Consider the following 18700-nt stretch of genomic DNA (forward strand, 5'->3'; position numbering starts at 1 on the left):
CATCAACGGCTTCTACAACCCGCGCCGTCGGCACTCAGCTTTGGGCTGGAAAAGCCCGGTCGCTTTCGAACGAAAGGCGGCTTAAACGAGCACTTGGGGCGGCACGAAAGCGTGACAGGTCCAGTTTTGTTCAAGAGGTGATGCGAAGCGAGCTAGCTCGACAGTCACCGTCCATGACAATGTTTGTATTTCTTACCAGAGCCATACGGGCAGCGCTCGTTGCGCCCGACCTTCCTACGCGGCTCGACGGCGCTCGGTGGACCACGGCGCTGATCAAGCAGTGCCTGTAAGGGTGCCGGGATGTGGACTTCCCGCTGCGGCGGTTCACCGACTTCCAGCAAACAGAGCGTCGCACTGCTCACGCTTTGGTAGTGGTTAGTCGTCGTTCGACGCGACGATTAGCTGTCCCAACGCTGTCAGACGATATTGTGTCTTCTTGTCGTAACTTCGAGCAACCAATCCTGTTGCCAGGAGGTCAGGACCGAGCGATTCAAAGTCGGCTCCTGTGCATTCCTTCAGAAGTTCGTTCTTCGTAGCAAAGTCGCCATCCTCACTCAGGACCCAGAGAGCAACGCCGACCGAATTACTCATGAAGCCGTCGGGTAAATTTGGTTTTGTCTCCCAGTTTTTAGCTTCTTCTGCGGGCCGGTCAGATACGATCATGGCAGAAATCAAGCGAGTGACCTCCGTCGAAATTCCGCCAGTCTTGGTCAAGATGGTGTTGCGAAGATCGACGATATCAAGATCGGTCCGCTCAAGTTTATCGAGGTGAACTCGGATCATTTCCGCGCCCCACGGAGTGAGGAATTGCGATTGTTCTTGTCGACGAATGGCCAGAGACCGCAGCTCAGCGTCCGATGCACTCATGATGATGACTGGACGGATAGTGCGGTTCAGGACAGATGGCTGACGTTCGAGGAAGTCGAGAAGCGTTTTGGCTTCCGTTGCATCGTTGGTTTCGTAAACGAGGATCTTGCGCTTGCCGTTTTCCGCCCGCGTTTTTTCGACGATGCGGCGCAGATCACTGATCGAAGTCGCTTCATGGACAATGATCTTGTCCTCACGGGCACCAGGAAATGTTCCAACCTCGGCGAGACGACGCAGTGCATGTGATACCTTCCCGATTCCAAGAATTTCAAGGCCACAAATGATCTGCACCGGATCCGCAGTTTTCGGGTCGATGAGCCGCTCCATAAAAAAATCGCTGAGGGGCGAGTAAGGCCATTGATCTTCCGGCTGTTTCGGTGCGGCGGAGTAGCGCCTCCGGTGGGTCGCGCTGTCGTAGTTGATCGTTGGGTCCTTGTTCTCGATTTCATCGAGAGCGTGATAGATATCGTTACCCGTGCCGAGCATCGCGGCGACTTCCCGAGTGCGAAGCAAATAATTGAAGCGGTTTTCACTTCCGGGAACCGGGACGCGACCAAGAACACCAAGATCGAAGAGCTCTTCAAGGAGAGCCTCGAAAGACGGAAGTGTCGGAGCTTCGCTGTTCTTAGGCCAGTAAAATGAAGCTTCGTCCATCAAAACACGCGTCGGAAGACCTGTGATGAGCGCACGGCGCTCATCACCCTCGTAGATCAAGCGCGCCAGCGTATAGGCGACCAGTGCGTAGCGAGGGTCGAGATTGAGGGTAAGATGGAACTTCTCTCGGATCCGGGTTTCGATATGCTCGAAGTTTCGGTGAGCGAAAAGGTCTTCTGACGGTATCGTCCAGAGGGGCTCGCCCTCGGGGAGCTTGAAGGTTTTTCCGCTACCGTGGCCGTGCATGGTCGAGAGAAGACCCTTCATGTATTCTTGGACCAGGGAAGGATAGTAGTTGGCCCAGGTCAGGATCTCCTCGACGGCCTGCATGTTCTCAAACGCGAAGCCAGCGGCGCGCATGGGTGATACAACCAGATCGAAAGCTGCGCGCTTGTCATCGATGTTTCGATTGAGCGGGCCGATACAAATCGGCTCCCCGAGGTGCCAGAGCGGAGAATTTGGCTGCTTGTTCATCCGCTGGACGTTATGAAGCCCGGCGAAGACGACCTTGAAGGCGCGCTGCGTTTTCTCCATGAGCTCCTTCAGCTTGCTCAGCTGCGGGTAATCATCGCGTGTATCCTGAGTCATGAAGTTGTCAGCTTCATCGAACATGCAGATGATGCGCCCATTGGGGTGGCGGTTTACCCATGCTTGGATATCGCGTGAGACGAGATCCGCAGAAGTGTGGTCCAGCTTTATGACATCGTCCGGCAGCATCGTGGAGATGTGGCGCCAGATTTCGTTGGTTTTTTCAGAGATACCCAACGCTTTGATTTCACGATTCACGATGAACCGTTTTTCGGCTTCATCGTGCTGTGTCTGGGCCACATGCGCGAGAAGCGCAGATTTCCCGAGTTGGCGGCCACCATAGACAAGGCACCCATCAGCAGTCTTGTCGATGATTTTGCGCACTTCGTCTTCACGGCCGAAGAACATCTCAGGCGGAAGCTGACCGGCGTCGGTCGTGTAGGGTTCAATGCGACCATAAGGAAGTCCGCACTCGAAGACAGTGCGGGCCCGCGTATCACGACGGGTCGCTGCGAAGGCGATCAGAGCCTCGTCGATCAGGAGCGCCGGAATCACTTTGCTACGCAAACGCTCCGCAATATCGCGCCGCCGCGAGGTGTCGGCGACACCGGAAAGGAGAATGACTGCCGGCTTACTGGAGGCTGTGATCGCCTTAATGATCGTCTCCGGCAGAGTCTCTGGAGACGCGACAATGAAGCTGTAACCGCTCGTTGCATTGGAGCCAAACACAGGCGGCAAGAACCATCCATCCGAGACGATACGGCCATGAAAAGTCCCCTTCCAGGAACCCTTGCGGCCAAGTTCCTCAACCTTCGATATGTTGACCTGTTCGAATCCAATCTCTTCGAAAAGCTCCTTGATCTGCCCCGGAGTGGGCTTTTTCGTGCGCATGCCCAACATCAGGTCGCGATACATTTCGATGAAGCTGATCGTGGCAGCGCGACGATCTTCCTCCGCAAACAGGAGGTTTCCCTCCGTTGCGGTGGCTTCTTTAAAAGCCTTGCCTCCGGTCGGCCATTGGTCAGAGCTGGCGTAGGGAAGGAAGTTGGACGAGAATTCACCGATAAGGCCTTGCAGGTCAGTCTCAAACACTGCCGCTGACCGGCCATCCCTAAGCTGTGCGATCCGGTCCTCTACCGCCTCGATGGTGAGTTCGTCGAGTTTCCCGAGAAGAGTTTCGACATCGTCCTCGTTGTCAGGCTTTCGGTATTCATTGATGCGAACGATTTGACCGTCGCGGATGCTCTTCTCGATGTCTTCGATCGATTGATCGAGAAGCCCAAGGCGGTCGCCGAGCCCAGTGATGTCATGGACTTCGCTACCATCGGCGAGGCCGTCGATTTTATCGAGGGTGAGCTTACACCATGTCAGCTGTCGGCTGATTTTTTCTTGGTTTTTGAAATCGACCTTCTCGAGTGCAGTGAGCATCCGGTTCCGGAGTTCAACTTCAGGCCGCCAGAATTCGACGAATTCGGTTACCGCCTGTAGGATTTCCCCTTCGGACGAGACATCGAATTGATCGACCATGCGATATGCGGAATCGAACGCACCCTCTGAGCAGGCGCGCTTGATAGCATCCTCTTGTCCAAGGATTTTATCCTCAGACAGAACCCGTGTGTAGATTTCGGCGCGCGCTTCCAATTCGGATAGCGCTTCCCGGTCAACCGGAGGGAGCAGGTCCATTTCGGCGTTGAGTGCATCGTCAAGCGTTGAGAACCGACCAGTATCTCGCCCAAGAAGCGCCTCGCAGGTCTCGTTTATCTGATCACCGATCCAGGTCGCTATGGCGGCAATCAGCGGATCATCAGTGCTGCTAATTTCAGCCTCAAGACCATCCTCGGCCTTTTTGAGCTGCGTGCGGAGTGTGGCCGTCGTCAGCTTTGCGCGTTCCTCCGACTGCTGGCCGCGCTCTCCGCTGGAATGGGTTGCTTCATTCCAGCGCTCTAATAGTGTCACCGGTTCGTCGAATTGACGAGCGAGGTATTCGACCCCTTTCGAATAGAGAACGAGGTCGTTGTATCCCTTTTCAGATGCATATGTCTCTGAGAGAGCTTCGATGGATTGGGCGTCGCGAAGGTTCTTGATGGCAATACGGACCAAGTTTGGAGCCGCCGGGTCTTTTTCTGCGATTGCCCGAACGGCTGCTCCGAGTTCACCATTTTGGGAGACGACGTAGTGCATGAATTCGGTGGCGAAAGGCCATCTCGATGTTTTCTGACGAAGAGCGTCACAAATTTTCTTCAGCCGATCGGTAAGGCGCTGTTTCTCGGGAGCCCCCGGCTGCCCGGAGAGTTCGGCGAGAATATCAGGGCTGGGAGGGTAATCGAAGCTGAGCCTCGAGACGGTTTCGTTCACTTCGACCAAGTGTTGCCCAAGGGTCCCTTTGCAGAGATCGGAGACTTGGGTGCGAAGCGTCGTATCCTTCGAGAGAATTGCGGGCCGCAGAATAGAGCCGAGGACAAGAACGGAGGCAAGATCAGAGAGTGAGGCCGAGGTGGCCATCCCGACGTGCTCATTGAACTTCTGGAGATCAGGGCCAAACCCGCGGTAGGGAGCGCGACTTGCAGCGGCGACACGCAGGGCGACAGCAGGGATCGGAAGAGCCATCCCCTCTTGCTCATAAGCTTCTGCGGCGTGTGCCGCGATTGCGATGAAATCGCGGTCGATGAGAGATGCGAACACGTCGTTAGAAATGGGCGCAGGCTGAAGGGGCGGAGGGTTCGTCTCTTCCTCTTGGTCGAGGTGTTCTTTGAATTTCCTTTCGGGAAGCTCGTCAGACGCGCTGACTTCGTCGGTGATATCGACCAACACGGAGCTGGAACTTGCGTCTTCCTCGTCGGCATCGGGCTGAGATGATTTTGTGTCAACGTCCAACGAGGGGACATCTGTCGTCAACTGATCTTCAGTCGAGTGTGTATCTTCATCGATTGTGTCGCTGAGTAGGTCGTCTTCCTTCGCATCAGACAACTCGGTTTCAGTTTGGTCTACGTTGTCCTCAGGATCACTGTCGTCGGCGGCGATGGGTTCTGGGTTTTCTTGCCCTGCACCGTCTTCTTCGCTTCCATCCTCTTGGGCTTCAGTCTTAGCCTGAAGCAGACTTTGTTCGCGGATCTTGTCGAAGATTTCAGGATAATCTGAAGGATCGAAATCTTCATCGAATGTGTCAGCATCTCTGGCCGGATCGTATTCCTCCAACAGGGACATGAACCGATCAGGTTTTTCGTCACCGAGAGACCGGAAGATTTCGAGGATGGCCTGATATGCATCTTTCATCCGGTTGATCTTATTTTCAAGCTCTTCAGCCTGAATGGCGAGCTCGCCGATCAGAGCAAATTTCTTAGCGGCCGTTGCCTCGGATATTTCTTTACCCAAAGCTTCGAGTTGTTCGTTGGTCGTCGAGATTTTTTCTTTGCGGCTGAGGATGAGGTCATAGAACCTGTCGGACAGGAGAATGCCGGCAATTGGGCAGGCGATCCTCGCGACATCGTCGCCTTCATTGATAGCTCCAAGCGTCCTGAGGCGTTCTTCAACATCCTCCGACATTTCGTCGGCGATGACATCCTGCATTTCGCGAGCGGCGATGGTCAGCTCGGAAATGGCCTCGAGCCTTTCAGTGTTCATGACGGAACCGATTTGGATCTCCTCCGCCAACCCTTGGATTGCTATGTGAAGATGGCCAAGAATCAAGATGGAGTGCGCTTCGGGTTCGACTTCAAGGAGACCAAGAAGCTCCTCCGAAAAGTCGAGCCAATGCAATCCATCCTCGACATCCGGCAGTCTATCTTCAACCCAGTCCGTTGGTCCGCGGTAGGTGATAATATTAAGGGCTTTTTCGTATAGCTCCTCAAATGATCCGGGGTCGGTAAGCGCGTGATAGTAGTTCATGACCGCGTATTCGCAGAAAGACCCTACTGCAACTTCAGGAGGCACGTCCTCAAAAAGGAGCTCATGAACACGGTTATGAAGCCCCGGATGTGCTTCAAGGCGCAGTTTTGACAACGGAAGTTTCGGAATGACGCTTTTTTTTGTTCCACTCTTCCTGGATCTTGGGCCTTTTTGTGAGCCTCGTTTTTGCATCACCATCGTTTCAAGGATGGGAAAAACCCAAGGGTGGTTTTGGACACGATAAAGCAACTCTTCATAAAGATCTGCCGGCTCGTTCGGGTCGAAATCAGCCTCAATCAGTGCCGCGATTGTCTTCAGGTCATGGTTGGTGAAATGGCGCGCTTCTGCAAAAAACTCCGGTGCATCGGGGCAGATTTCAAGGACTGGGAAACCACTGAAACTCTCAGGCGACTCCCAGTGCTCCGGCCTCCATGTGCTCATCGTTTGAACGGCAGTAGGGATACCAGCAAACGAAGTGGTTTCAGACGCGGTTGTGAGAGCGAACGATGGTTTGTTTTGCGGCGTGTCTTCTGGCATGTTCGATCTCCTATTTGTTCCAGCTTTGCGTAAGCTGCACGCCTGCTTCGAGTAGGATTGCTTCAATCCATGCAAGGGCTGGGCGCCGTTCGAACTCAGACCATAGTCTCTGGTTCGAGTAATCGTTGAGACATCGCGTGCAACTTGTCACGCAGTCTTGGTTCTCGCAATTTAAGATCTCGCGGGCTGCAAGAAGGAGGTCGACAGACTGGAAGCCATCCTCTTGTGTCAATCGAGTTGAGTATCCAGCACCGCCGGAAACAGTGTCGTAGAGCACGATTACGAGATGGCCATCGAGTCTTTGAACGATAGCCCGCAGATCTCGCGCGTCCGTCTCGAGTAGTTCGGCAGCACCGAGACGAAGGGCCTCTTGCAGTGTGCGGTCGATTTTCGTCGAGGTAATCAGATCCCCATTCGGATCATGGGGAGTTCCCTGGAACAGAATGGCGCGCACATCTGTTTCAAAGACATGCGCAAGATCGATTGGCCAGACTTGGAAAGACGGATCATATCGGCAATCCCGGCCGGTTCGTGGGTTGGTGTGTGCCTCGAGGACCATGGGTTGCTGCCATGCGTTGTTAGGTCCTGCACTCATTGCTGGGACAGCATGTTCACAGCTGGGGCACCATGCAAACCCGCCCCCATGCCGACCTTTGTTGACCGTGATGATGCGCCCCAGTTGATCGTCGGGCCGGTTGGAACCGGGCGCGTGGAAGGTCAGAATCCCCGGCACGTCCGTTGGCACGTAGCTTGAGATCGGGGCTTCAGTGAGGAGGAGAGCTTCTTCCGATACAGTTGACCGAATTCGACTGGCGCCGGGATCTCGGCCCTGACCATCGCGAACAGACGTCAGGAATCCGTGTGGCTTAATGAAATCACGTTTTCTGTTGGTAGATGAGAATTGCGCGCCACATTGAGAGCAGTGATCGTCGGGGGTTACGCGCTGAGGGGTAATCTGAGGCGACCGGCACACGTCGCAAACGCGGTATTGGGCTTTCTCGATAAAGGCATCGTCGCCTGTAAACTTGGATCGTTTGGAGATGCCGTCAGAGATCCAAACGCGGCCGCCCGCAACGATTTCCGAGCCTGGAGCGTATTCAGAGATTCCAATGGCACCATCGCGATCGAGTTCGAGGACGGACGTATCGGATGTCTGCCCCGCCGCATTCAGGACCTCCAAGGAGACCGAGTGAACAGGGAATGAATAAGTCGGGATAACCGCGCGTCGCGATAGCTGATCGATCATGAATTGCCCAATGTAGAGGCGCTGCTGGGTGCGTAGTGCCTCCTGATATCGACCAATGCGCGTGAAGCCTGCCGAGTCACCGGAGTCGAGTTGTTCCCGCTCCTCCTCGAGATCGTCGATGCCGGATTGCATAATGGCCCAGCGACCCCAGACAGCGTCGGCGAATTGCATCACTCTTTTGCGCAGCTCTTTTCGGCAGCCTTCGGCATCGAGCGCAATGTCCGCATGTGCGGAAGGAAGTCGTTTTCCCAAGGCTGCCGCCGCTTCAACATCTTCATCTGCGTTGTCGAGCCAAGAATTGAAGTCTTCGTCGAACGCCACTCGCGCGTCGTCGGTGAGTGAGGCAGCAAAGACGTCGCGAAGTTGAGGAGATCCACTCCTTTGGTAGTTCGCAAGCCGGTGCTCGAGGAACTTTGCCAAAAGCATTGAAAGCTGGTGGCGTTGAAAAAAGCCTGCGTTGTCCAAGCTGAGGTATGGCACACGAGGTTGCTCGGCGAGATACTCTTCAAACCGCTCGAAGACCGCGCGGTCGTATCGGCCCGACCGTGAGGTTGTCAGAACGATCGGGGCAACCTGTGCGCGGCGCCCTGCCCGACCAGCTCGCTGCTGGTAACTTGCGATAGACGGTGGAACGTTCTTGCAAAGAACACTTTCCAGATCACCAAGATCGACGCCCATTTCCATCGTCGTGGTGCAGGAAAGAAGATTCACTTCTCCGATCTTGAAATCTTCTTCGATCGAGGTTCGGATTTCGCCAGCAATTGCCGCAGTGTGTTCGCGCGCGATCCCCATGATCGGGTGCTCGTGGTAGCGCGCAACATAGTGGTTTTGCTCAAAAAGATCAGCGCGATCTTCAGCGGTGATTTCGGTCAAAGTTCCTTTACAGCCCATAGACTGACAAACGCCCGCGGTGTCGAATTGGGTTCGACTGCCACATTTGACGCATTGATTAAGGTGGACGTCTCTGCCGGGAACGACCTTGATACCGGGCCCAAATTTCAGGCCGCGACCGACTCCGTGGCGTGCAGTGATAGATCGGGGCCCTTCCATCACTTTCCAGAAAGCCGTCAGAACATCGAGTATTTGGTTGTCATCAATGGCTTCGCCTGTTGCGGTCGCCATTTTTTTCAGAAGTGCAGTAAAGCGGTTTGGCCGGTTTGCCGCAGGGATGAGATTTATCGCGGTTGTCGCTCTGCTGTTCTTATCCCGGGTAAAACAGCGTGTTTGCTGCGCTGCAATTCGGGTCCAGATCGACTCATCGACGAGATCAATCATGCCTGACCCTTGATCGGAGACGGCACGATGCTCTCTGATCATTTTCAGGAGATAGCGGACGTAAGCTTCCGCGAAGGGTTTCATTTTTTCCGGAAGGTGCTTCTCTACAGCGAAGACAGCACGATCGAGGTGATCATAGTTGACGCCGAGGAGTCCAAACCCCTCAAGCCCGAGACGACCGCGCCCGAGGGTTGTCAGCTCAGCCACGATCAGGGCCTTAAGGCGCTGCATTTCATTTGTGCCGGTTTCAAGCTCGGGTAGAACGCCTGGTCGATACAGTCTTAGCCCGTCTTTTCGAAGTTCGTTTCGAACAGCGGAGACGAGGTTATCTATATCAATTTCGCCGTTGGCGTCGACGGCGCGCAGAATGGCGCTGCGAAGAGCTTGTTCACGAGATGTGCGCTCAAAGAACGGCGCGAAGAACGCGGCGTCCTGCCTGTTGTCTGAAAAGACCAGCAGGTTGCGCCCGCCCATCGGGGGGGTGGTGCCGAAGTCTCGGCTCGGCATCGATTCAAGAATTGACTGGGCAGCAACAGCAGCGAGGGCTTCGTCGCCCGGCCTGACGGTCGTGATCGGCTCGGGAAAACGAGACGAACGATGGTGGCAAGCGACGCAGCGCGGCATGTAGCGGCGACCATCGTCGGGATCTTCATGCAACTCGACATTCTCGAGCGCGACTGCGCCAGCAGCCTCTTCTTCAAGCGGAAGGCCGGAAGCAGGATCAAAGTAGATCATGTGCGGCGTATCGTCGTCAGTCGAGGTGTCGTCCTCGTCATCTTCCTCCACGGCCTTCCCGCCAGGCACCAGCCTTAACAGCCGACGTGGGCCGCTGCCCGGGGATGCTTCGAGATGCGTAGGACCATCCCAAGCTTCAATGTAAGGCTCACCGCAGTTTCGACAGACGAAGAGCTCAAAGACGGGTCGATCTTCGTCATCTATCTCTGCGCCGATAATTACCTGTGATAGGCTTTCGCTGTCATTAGCCTTGAGGGACACACCTGTTCGGTCTGGTGCGCGCGATATCAGGTGGTATCGAGCAGGGAGAAGCGGAAAGACGGCGGCGCTTTCACTGACAGCAAGAACGCCGATGGAGATCAAGCCGACCAGCGCAGAAATTGCGCCTTTACCCGCATCTGGGAAAACGTCTTCGGCAAGCCGAGTGAGGGGGATGGAGCCACCCTCGAGGCGGCGCGCAATTTCGTGCACTTCATTGAAGTCGGAGAGGCGCTCAATCAACGCATCACCGAGTGATAGCTGTGCCTGATCGAGTGACAAGGCGTCTAAGCCGAGGAATTCGGCTTCGGCGTTCCAGCCTTCTATGTCCATAGGACTGTCTGTAAGTGCGACTTCTCGAACCATACTGGCGAGGTCTGATGCTCGTGCCCAGTCTTCAAAGCTAAGCCCGCTGGGAGAGGCGGGTTTTGACAGTTTCGGGTGCAACTTCCTTTGCGAAGTGATCACAGCGCGCTCGCCGGCAAACGGCTCTCCAAAGAGACGCTCAGCAAAGTCCGAAAGTTCCCCTTTTCTCTTGGGATTGAGAGATGCTGATGTGCCGATGCATCTCACTTGGCCGTCCGGGATCTCAAGGTGAGCTTTCAGTCGTCGCAAGAGAAAGGCGACTTCGATCGCTTGAGCGCCCGTGTAGGTGTGGATTTCGTCGAGAACGATCCGGCTAAGTCGCGCATTTTGAAGAAGCGGTCGGTTCGTCGGAAGGAGAAGGATATGCTCCAGCATTGCATAGTTCGTGATGAGGATATGCGGAGGTGACTGGCGCATCTCCAGCCTCGAAAGCTTCCAATTCAGTGGAACATCAGCGTCCTCTCCAAAGGTCTGCTGGAAGCTGGGTGTTTCGCGAAGTTTCGTGACTTCTTGCTCCCGCGTTGAATGTGATTTCACCTGTCCGGTATAGCGGCCGAGCGTGATGCCCGGATCGCCGAGGTCACGGAAAAGGAGCTGGGCGATCCGACCGAGTTGATCATTAGCCAGTGCGTTGAGTGGGTAAACGAGGATCGCACGGACGCCGGGTCGTTCAAGATCTCCCTCTTTGAGGATGTCATTGATCATTGGGTAAAGGAAGCTTTCCGTTTTACCCGAGCCTGTGCCGGTTGCGACGAGATAGTTCTTGTCTCTCAATAGCGCTTCTTCTTGGTGCGCATGAAGTGGACGATCCCAGACAGACGGCTCGTTCTGGGCAAATTCGATCCACCTGGGGTCCAAGAGCCCTTCACCGTGAAGCTGCGCAAGGCTGCGACCTTTTTCAAAGTCCGGAAGCGTTTCGACGTATGGACCTTTGACAAAGGTGAGGCGACTGACCTTCTCGCGCAGCTGTTCCGCGAGCTTCGGGGCTCGGATCTCGTTGATCGGAGATGAAGTTGCCACGAAGCGCGCGAGAGTTCGGTTGAGATCTTCGCGGTAGGCGTTCGGATCAAGAATGGTCATTAGGCAGGAGCTCCCTGGGTGGTCGCATGGCCCCACAGGGCGCGAAAATAGACAAAGAATTGAACTCCGGCGCGAAGCATCATGGTCATAGCGGAGCCAATGTCTTGGCGCGACAGTCCTGTTCTCGAAATCATATCCTGAAGGAATGCCTCAGAGCGTTTCTCGGCGCAGGCGCGAGCAAAGCGCTCGATCTGGATTGCGATCTTGGCTGGAGTCGGATCACCGCCTCCATTGATGTCGAAGGCCCTAAGATCATTCAAGTTCTCTGCGTGGGCTTCGCAGATGATCCTACATGCATTACCAAGGGCGCCGCCGCCTACGAGATCCCCGATGTCTGTTTCCCTCAAGCGGAAACGTAGATCGACAAATGCGGTGCGTAGCGCATTCGCCGACAGACCGTCGGGAATGTCAGGGTCATTTTGCAACCGTTCAAGCCACGCCAGCAAGGGATGTTCAGTCATGAGGTCGGGGAGAGGATCGGGCGTCTCGATAGTCATCATGAGATCGAGACTTGAAAAGCCGGTGCCTACCGAAAGGCCTGAAAGGGCATGAGTTCCAGCCTCGAATACCCAAGGCGCCACTCCGACGATGTCATGACGAGCGGTGCTACCTTCGGGTCGAGTGACATTCAACACGGGCTTGATGGCACCCACGATCTTGTTTTGAGCGAAAGTCTCGAAGGCATGAGCGTAAACGGGATAGAGCGTCGCCGACAGCTGGCCGCCCAATGCATCAGGCTCCGGATGCGTCAACATTTTAGCAAGTCTTACGACAGTGTTTCGGTCAGGTTTCGCGATTGATCCAGCGACGCCAACTGCAACCGGAGCGCGCGAGCCATCTTTCACAGGCTCGATGACACCGTTTGGGTCTAAGGTTTCGAAGGTAATTCTTGCGGGTCCAGTAATCCGACCTTTGTCCACACGAACAGTAATGACTCTCGTGCCCTGGTCGCGCGTAGCCTTGACCGCAGGAAGAGGCGGAAAGGAGGCGGGCAGCACCCCAAAGGCGTAATCGCCGATATCAGTATCTTTTCCGACTGCCTCGACATGAACACGCAAGGCGTCTGCATCCGCAGTCGGCCGTAGCGTCAGCACAATCTCCTCTTCCGTCTCGTGCAGGCTCAAGGAGCCCGCGTCCGTTACGCGTCGAAGGCGCGCAAGGAGATCCAGCGTCCCATCGGCACGCCGGATCGCGATCCGGTCATCTCCTGTATCCTCTTCGAGCTTCTCGGCTCCGATTTCGAAGATTTGTCGCTGAATGAACGGACGATTTATTTGGCGCCCGAGGACGATCAAGTCTGCATTTCTGTCAAAGCAGCGAAGTCGGAGCGTATCGTGGCGGTTGTCGTAACCGAGCGCCACGGTCCCCCCTTTCGGAACGAAGGCTTGATCGTTCGTCGAGATCCGGAAATGCCAGAGCTTTTCGGACCTTGCTGTAAGGTCGAATTCGTAAGCCTGCTCTTCGAGCGACAATCCAAGAATTGGAGTTTCGGCTTCAGATCTCGGATCAACGGAAAGCCGTTCAAAGGAATCGACCTGCAAGCCAGAGCTTCTGGCTGGCAGGTAATTCGATGGAACCTTGACATTCTCGAGATCTCCCATTGGTGGCATCGCAGCAGGCCAAACCCATGAGGTCGCCTTTAGGTCCGCGCGGGCGTTGGTGTCGCCGGCGGCACCCGGGACCAAGACTTCGAAAGTAGCTTTTCCCGGATCGGCCGCAGGATCGAAATTGAGGCTTGAGAACGAAACGCGCGCCTCGTTTTGGCCATCGATCGATATTCGACTGTATCTTGAGGTCTTGCCGATCCTGGCTCTAAGGATTCGTTCAGCTCCGCCGATTTCGGGATCAAGCCTGACGTAAATCGTAAGGTCGTTTGCATAGAGCGCGTTTTGTCCGTTCCTGCCGATGACCGTTCCATCAAACCAGATGGCCGTATCGATTGGAGATGCGATTTCCAAGGGCGACCTCTCCCCAAACGAAAGAGTTTCGCCAAGATCTACCCAAGCAGAGAAAACCGTCGGATCTTTGGTCGGGATCGCTTCTCCAAATTCGGATGCGCTGAAATGCATCTTACTCAAGATAACCAGGCGTGTGGCAGCAACTTCAATCTTACGGGTCGTTTCTTCGATGCGATGCAGGAGCGCCCCACTGTCAGCATCAAAGATCAGGACTTCTGTTTCTGTGGGAGCGAAGGCAACGTCGATAGTTGCGGAGCCTGCACTCCACTTGAGTGTCTCTGGCCATGGGGCGTCAATAGAGGCTCGCTTTCCTCCCGGGATCTGTATTGGGAACAGGCCAGTTTTGATGGATTGCGATTTCGATGAAATCTCGGGCAAAAGGCCAAGTCCATCTCGATGCCAGATGACGGACGGAGGTCCGACAAAATCAGATCGTTTCTTTCCAATGCGCCGGGCAAATGCGTCATACGCCTCGAAGAGTGATCTTTCTCCTGGGCCTGCACCGACTTCTCCGCGGCGCCAAGCGTCAAATCGGCGCGCATAGTGAGCGGATTCATCGAAGCGAATTGGGGCGACAAGGCGCGGTTGACCGGCGCAATAGTTGGCTACCGCAAGTCTTTGCCAATGCCTTGAAGCAACCGTGTCTTCGGTCGCGGGTGGTCCTTTTTGAAATGCTGTCCACAAAAAGGCTCTGGCCAGATTTTCGTGCTGCGGGTCAGGAGCGCCGAGGGGCGAGAAGAAGACCACGGTAGGGTCGGTGCTGTTCTTGACCGGAATACCGATGCGCTGTGCGGCGGCGATAAAGCGCGCCTTCATGATTGCACGCTTCTCGCCGCCGATCGCTTCGCCGAGGAACTTCTCAAGGTGTGAGTAGATCTCCCGATCTCGGGCGGTGTAGCTCTTTGAGAGAGGGTAGAGCACGGACCAAACCCCGAGGGTCGGGAACTTCGCCAAGAGCATGTTTATGGAGTATTGGCGTGCGGCTCGGCAAGCGGAGGCGTAAAGATCTTCGGGTAGATTTAGGTCAGCTACGAATGGAGTCGCGTCCTTTGCAGTCCAGATGGACTGCATTTCCTTCTCAAGAGAATTGAGGCTGTCAGATGCCAAGATGCTACGCTTTCCTAATCTGTCCCATTGGCGCTGACGTCAGACACGCCGCTGGCTGCGTAGAGGATCTGCGACCGGGCGATCTCGTCCATGCCGTCCGGGAGCGTCTCCGCCAGTGAGAGCACATCATCCTTGGTCGGCGCCAGGATGCAATCGAGACGACGCAACACCACGAAGGGCAACACCACCTTGCCATACTCGGACTGCTTGAAATCGCCCCGGAGAAGCTCGGCGATCGACCAGACGAAACTGCCCAAGCTCTTGATGTCGTTGTTGCTCATGTGTGCCTCAAATTCTTTTCCCGTATAGGATGTTACGTCGAGATCGGAAGCGCAAGCACGATTGCATCTAATTCGCGTCAGCCAGTCCGTTCTCTATTCCGGGCACCCCATAAAGACGTGACCAATGGGACGTTGATGTAGTAGTTACCGCGGACGGCTTGGTGCTCTGATGCGAAGCCCCCGTCACGGAGGTCACGAGGTGAAGCTATCCAGAAACTTTTCGTCCGCAGCGGAGTTCCGCGCGGCGTGGCCGGATGTTGTAGATGCCTTGCAGAGATTGCATGAAAGCCAACTTATTCTGCCTGATTACCGATACGAGGTCGCTCACGAAGAACTCCAACGGACGAAAACTCAGCCTGCTCCAAACGAAATCGAACGCGCCTTGCGCCGCTTCTGGGGTTTCGATGATCGGTTTTTCGGGGATGCGCCTAAAGGCGGCGGCAATAGCGATTTTCAATGGTGCGTTTACTGCACAGCCTATCTGTTCACTGACAAAGACCTTGCGCGAGACATCTTGACGGCTTTCTCGCCGCTGCTCGGAACCTTTGCGCAAAGAATTTTCGGCACGTTGTTTTCCCGAAAGGTCTGCTCCACGTTCATGGACGACGTTGCCCATGTCTTATGGGAAGTTCAGGGCCTCTCACCCATCTCGGAACCGGACTTTTTCGACTGGCATGGCAATCTAAATTTGTTCGAGGATGATGTTCGGAATGCCTTGCTGTCGATCCCAGGGTCGAAGCCGTTGGCACGACCTTCATTCCCACCCAAGGCGGTTATGAGCGTTTTTTGCAGGGGCGCCAATGACCCTACCCTCACCCGCTCCTACTTAAGGGATCTTCGGCGATTCTATCGGGAGAGCGGCTATTGGGACATCGCTTAATGCTTTGGTTTCGATGAAATCGAAACGCTGCACTGAATGGAATAATCACGCCCAGACCGTAATCCCCACCGCCAAAATCGCGCACGCTCAAGTTTGGAAGCGCCCAGGTCCCGGACATCTCAGAACGCCAGATTGAGGCCCCTACGGGAAAGATCAACTTGGAAGAGTTCGTCCTGGGTCGTGACGATATTCTCGATCTCAGAGGAGGCTTTGGCTTCCTGGAGCGCCAAGGTGTCGATCAGGACGCCCTGGTTGGGGATCGTGGCCGCGCGCCCTTTCAGCTCCGCGAGAGCTCGGTTCGCAGCAGCAAGTGCCTTCAGGACAGGCACGGTCTCCAGAGCCACAGCAGGTGGGAGATCGGGAGTCTGGAAGGTCGGCTTTAATATGTCGTGCACATCATGTTAACGAAATGCGGCTTTGTTAACATCAAATATGAGATATGTGCGGGAAAGCTGATTTCTTTAAAAAAACGAATGCTGAGCAGACGGGCGCCACCTTCCGAGAAGCAGCGCATTTCTGTTGACCATCTTCTCCCTCGTTCGGCCTTCGGCCTCTCTCAGTCCGATGAGCACCTCCCTGCGGTCGGCGCTCAGCCAGGTAATGTTCTACATCATTGGGGTGCTGGTTGTTGGCTCTGCTGAGTGCTTCCTCTATGCAATGGCGCGCCATTACGACCTGGGGCCAAGTCGTCTCGCCATCGGATGAAGAGGAAATTGCCGGTCACCTGCAGCGTTGCAGACAGGCCCCTGACGGTCACCTAGATGTTCATGAACTCCCGGAACACGACGAACTTTTCGAAGTGCGTCTCCTCGGTGCTCATCTTAGTAATATACTGGATAACCCCCGAAGATTCAACGCTCTGGCAGTCGAAAGATCCCTGACGCACCAAGCTCAGCCAGTGCATGTGCCCGATCTCCGGCAAGCGCTCAGTGCGTGCAGCGCGTGCAGCATTCTCGATATGAGGATCCACCTGAGCGATCAGGTGCCAATGGGGGTTCACATCCATCTTCTCCGGGAAGGCGAACCAGACCAGACGCTCGTCCGGCCGCTTGACCCACTTCGGTCCATTGATCTCGCGGTTCACGCGCGCATCCCACGATTTCAGCAATTCGCGCATGCGCGAATAGCCCAAGGGCTGGTGGTTCGATGCCAGCGTGATGAAATAGGTGAAATCGTAGTCGAGCAGCTTGTTGCGCAGCTCTCTGCGCATACGCTGGTGTAGGGCGCGCCGCACTCCACGGCCGATTTCGTCGCTGCCTGCCCAGTCTTTCATGTGTTTGGATCCTTCGATGATTTTGGTCTACCACGCATTATAGCAAGATCGCGCTCGCGACGCAGAAGATCGGAGAAAAATTTTGCCTCATCAAGCGCATGAACCAACCTTGCCACCAGGAAACGCATCAGGCTAGTTGGGGAGCTCGCTGGTGCGAGCTGCGAATGTCTGCGACGTCAGACAGCGCAAAACACCCAATGCCGGCCACGGATTCGGCTAGCGGCTCTGGCGATCGACGAATTTGGCATGGGAGCTTCCGAGATCAGGATACTGGCGGCGCCAGAATGCATCCCCTTCATGCCCTTGTGGTTTTACTAGGACTTCGCTCTTCCCACGATCATGCACGATGGCTCCCACCGGAACGTCGAGCCATTCCTCATCAGGGTTTCGCGATGCAAGAAGCCGTATCGCCCTAAGCGAGAACAGAGGAGCATAACCATTCACGGGGACGGAAAGGATGCTTGCGGTCTGGCGCATCCCCAACCTCCTCTGGACGATCCAGCACATCTCGACATTCCCCAGCCGTTGATCGCGCTGCCGAACAGCCCCTCGTTCACACCTCTTGTGCATGACCTGCCTTGGTCTGGTTGGTGTCGCTGATTGCACAGACCCTTCACGCATTCAGACGCTCTCAGGCGCGCTCTGTGCGTCCCTGAGCATGATCCGCGTTCGGTCACGCTCACTCACGTGCTGTTCGCCGGGCTTCAGGTCACCCGTGCGCGTTTCTGTAGCCCTGGCGTCGATACGCTGATGCGCCAAGCCCTTGATTTCTTGGTTTCACGCTTCTCAGACGTTTACATTTTTCTGGAAAAACGTGGTTTTTGAGCCAGATCTGTCAACTTTATGTAAACATAGGGTAAACGTCGAAGCCCGAAATCAAGTCAAAATCACCTGTTTTCGAGCCTCGAAGGTTTCCGACTCTTTTACTCATGTAAAGGTCTGTCAACCCGATGTAAACGTCGTGCAGTGAGCGCACCTCTCAACGGCCCTACAAGCGCTCACGCGGCTTACAAAACGCTGACAAGGATAGAGCCAGAGCCGAAAAGTTGACGTTATTCATCTTCCGGTAACCCTAAGAGGTTGTTCCCAAGTTTACGGCGATCAACCTGAATTTGGATGTCGTCTTTCAAGGTTACAAACCAATACATCGAACCAGTGAAATGATTCATCCGGCCGTAGCCAGGTGCTTCGGCGACAAGCCCGGGCGTCTTTGGAACCTCGTGCTTTGCCAAGGTGACCCGTAGAGCTTCGGCCTCTCTAAATATCGCATCTGAGAAATCCCAATACTCCCGAATTGATGAAACGAACTCCTCATCGTCTACCTTCTTGAGATGCTGCGAGTGCCATGTGGGAGCAACTCGCACCATTCTTTCTTTGGCTTTCGCAGCCTCCACTACTTCGAGCACAGCAGCTGGGCGCCCTTTGTGGTCAATGGCAGCGACTTTGTCAGCAGTTTTGAGAATATTCCTAGCGCGTTGACGCCAAGTTCTCAGAAACTCGTAGACGCTAAAAATCCACATCTGGCTCAATGCTGAAAGAGGCAGCAAAACATCTGTGGGTGTGCGTTCTCTTTCGATGTAAGCTTGAGCAGCTTCACTCTCAATGCCACGTAGAACGGTGAAGTCCACGAAAGCAATATTCCTTGCCTGCATTCCAAGCCAAAGATCGTCACACAAAGGGATCGAGCTGGACCAACCCATCAGGTTGAACTCGTTCTCAGAGTTCATTTCTCTTCCTTCCACAGCTTGTAGAAAACTTCAAATTGCAGGC

At 55.1% G+C, this 18700-nt stretch carries 10 protein-coding genes; all 10 read right to left on the bottom strand.

Translation table 11 applies throughout. The features are described from left to right. Window positions 1–164: 164 nt before the first annotated feature. Entirely contained in the window at window positions 165–362 is a 198-nt protein-coding gene (locus ACXYMO_RS14690; RefSeq protein ID WP_458879483.1) for an SEC-C metal-binding domain-containing protein, read from the bottom strand. Between the two features lie 13 nt (window positions 363–375). Further along, window positions 376–6471, bottom strand: a complete 6096-nt coding sequence (locus ACXYMO_RS14695; RefSeq protein WP_458879484.1) for a hypothetical protein — start codon at window positions 6469–6471, stop codon at window positions 376–378. Window positions 6472–6481: 10 nt separating this feature from the next. Next, window positions 6482–11431, bottom strand: coding sequence for a DEAD/DEAH box helicase (locus ACXYMO_RS14700; protein WP_458879485.1), 4950 nt, complete (start codon window positions 11429–11431; stop codon window positions 6482–6484). After that, entirely contained in the window at window positions 11431–14349 is a 2919-nt protein-coding gene (locus ACXYMO_RS14705; RefSeq protein WP_458879486.1) for a hypothetical protein, read from the bottom strand. The genes ACXYMO_RS14700 and ACXYMO_RS14705 overlap by 1 nt, the downstream gene beginning before the upstream one ends. A gap of 161 nt (window positions 14350–14510) precedes the next feature. After that, window positions 14511–14777 carry a type I restriction-modification system subunit M N-terminal domain-containing protein gene (locus tag ACXYMO_RS14710; protein ID WP_458879487.1) on the bottom strand — a complete coding sequence of 89 codons (267 nt, stop codon included), beginning with the start codon at window positions 14775–14777 and terminating at the stop codon, window positions 14511–14513. Between the two features lie 205 nt (window positions 14778–14982). Next, on the bottom strand, window positions 14983–15393 hold the full coding sequence (locus tag ACXYMO_RS14715) for a hypothetical protein (RefSeq protein WP_458879488.1): 411 nt from the start codon (window positions 15391–15393) through the stop codon (window positions 14983–14985). Window positions 15394–15776: 383 nt separating this feature from the next. Further along, the gene (locus ACXYMO_RS14720) at window positions 15777–16052 is read right to left on the bottom strand and encodes a Fic/DOC family N-terminal domain-containing protein (RefSeq protein ID WP_458879489.1); all 276 of its coding nucleotides are present in this window, start codon (window positions 16050–16052) and stop codon (window positions 15777–15779) included. A gap of 362 nt (window positions 16053–16414) precedes the next feature. Next, window positions 16415–16930, bottom strand: a complete 516-nt coding sequence (locus tag ACXYMO_RS14725) for a hypothetical protein (protein WP_458879490.1) — start codon at window positions 16928–16930, stop codon at window positions 16415–16417. 216 nt (window positions 16931–17146) lie between these two features. Continuing rightward, complete coding sequence (locus tag ACXYMO_RS14730) at window positions 17147–17407, bottom strand: hypothetical protein (RefSeq protein WP_458879491.1); 261 nt, start codon at window positions 17405–17407, stop codon at window positions 17147–17149. A 575-nt stretch (window positions 17408–17982) separates the two neighbouring features. Continuing rightward, complete coding sequence (locus tag ACXYMO_RS14735; RefSeq protein ID WP_458879492.1) at window positions 17983–18657, bottom strand: hypothetical protein; 675 nt, start codon at window positions 18655–18657, stop codon at window positions 17983–17985. Between the last annotated feature and the right edge of the window lie 43 nt (window positions 18658–18700).

Source organism: Arenibacterium sp. CAU 1754, assembly GCF_054482635.1.

Bases quoted from the DNA above. Each gene is read 5' to 3' on its own strand.
- ACXYMO_RS14725 (WP_458879490.1), bottom strand. From the start codon at position 16,930: ATGAAAGACTGGGCAGGCAGCGACGAAATCGGCCGTGGAGTGCGGCGC.
- ACXYMO_RS14710 (WP_458879487.1), bottom strand. From the start codon at position 14,777: ATGAGCAACAACGACATCAAGAGCTTGGGCAGTTTCGTCTGGTCGATC.
- ACXYMO_RS14705 (WP_458879486.1), bottom strand. From the start codon at position 14,349: ATGCTCTTGGCGAAGTTCCCGACCCTCGGGGTTTGGTCCGTGCTCTAC.
- ACXYMO_RS14695 (WP_458879484.1), bottom strand. From the start codon at position 6,471: ATGCCAGAAGACACGCCGCAAAACAAACCATCGTTCGCTCTCACAACC.
- ACXYMO_RS14700 (WP_458879485.1), bottom strand. From the start codon at position 11,431: ATGACCATTCTTGATCCGAACGCCTACCGCGAAGATCTCAACCGAACT.
- ACXYMO_RS14715 (WP_458879488.1), bottom strand. From the start codon at position 15,393: ATGGGCAACGTCGTCCATGAACGTGGAGCAGACCTTTCGGGAAAACAA.
- ACXYMO_RS14730 (WP_458879491.1), bottom strand. From the start codon at position 17,407: ATGCGCCAGACCGCAAGCATCCTTTCCGTCCCCGTGAATGGTTATGCT.
- ACXYMO_RS14735 (WP_458879492.1), bottom strand. From the start codon at position 18,657: ATGAACTCTGAGAACGAGTTCAACCTGATGGGTTGGTCCAGCTCGATC.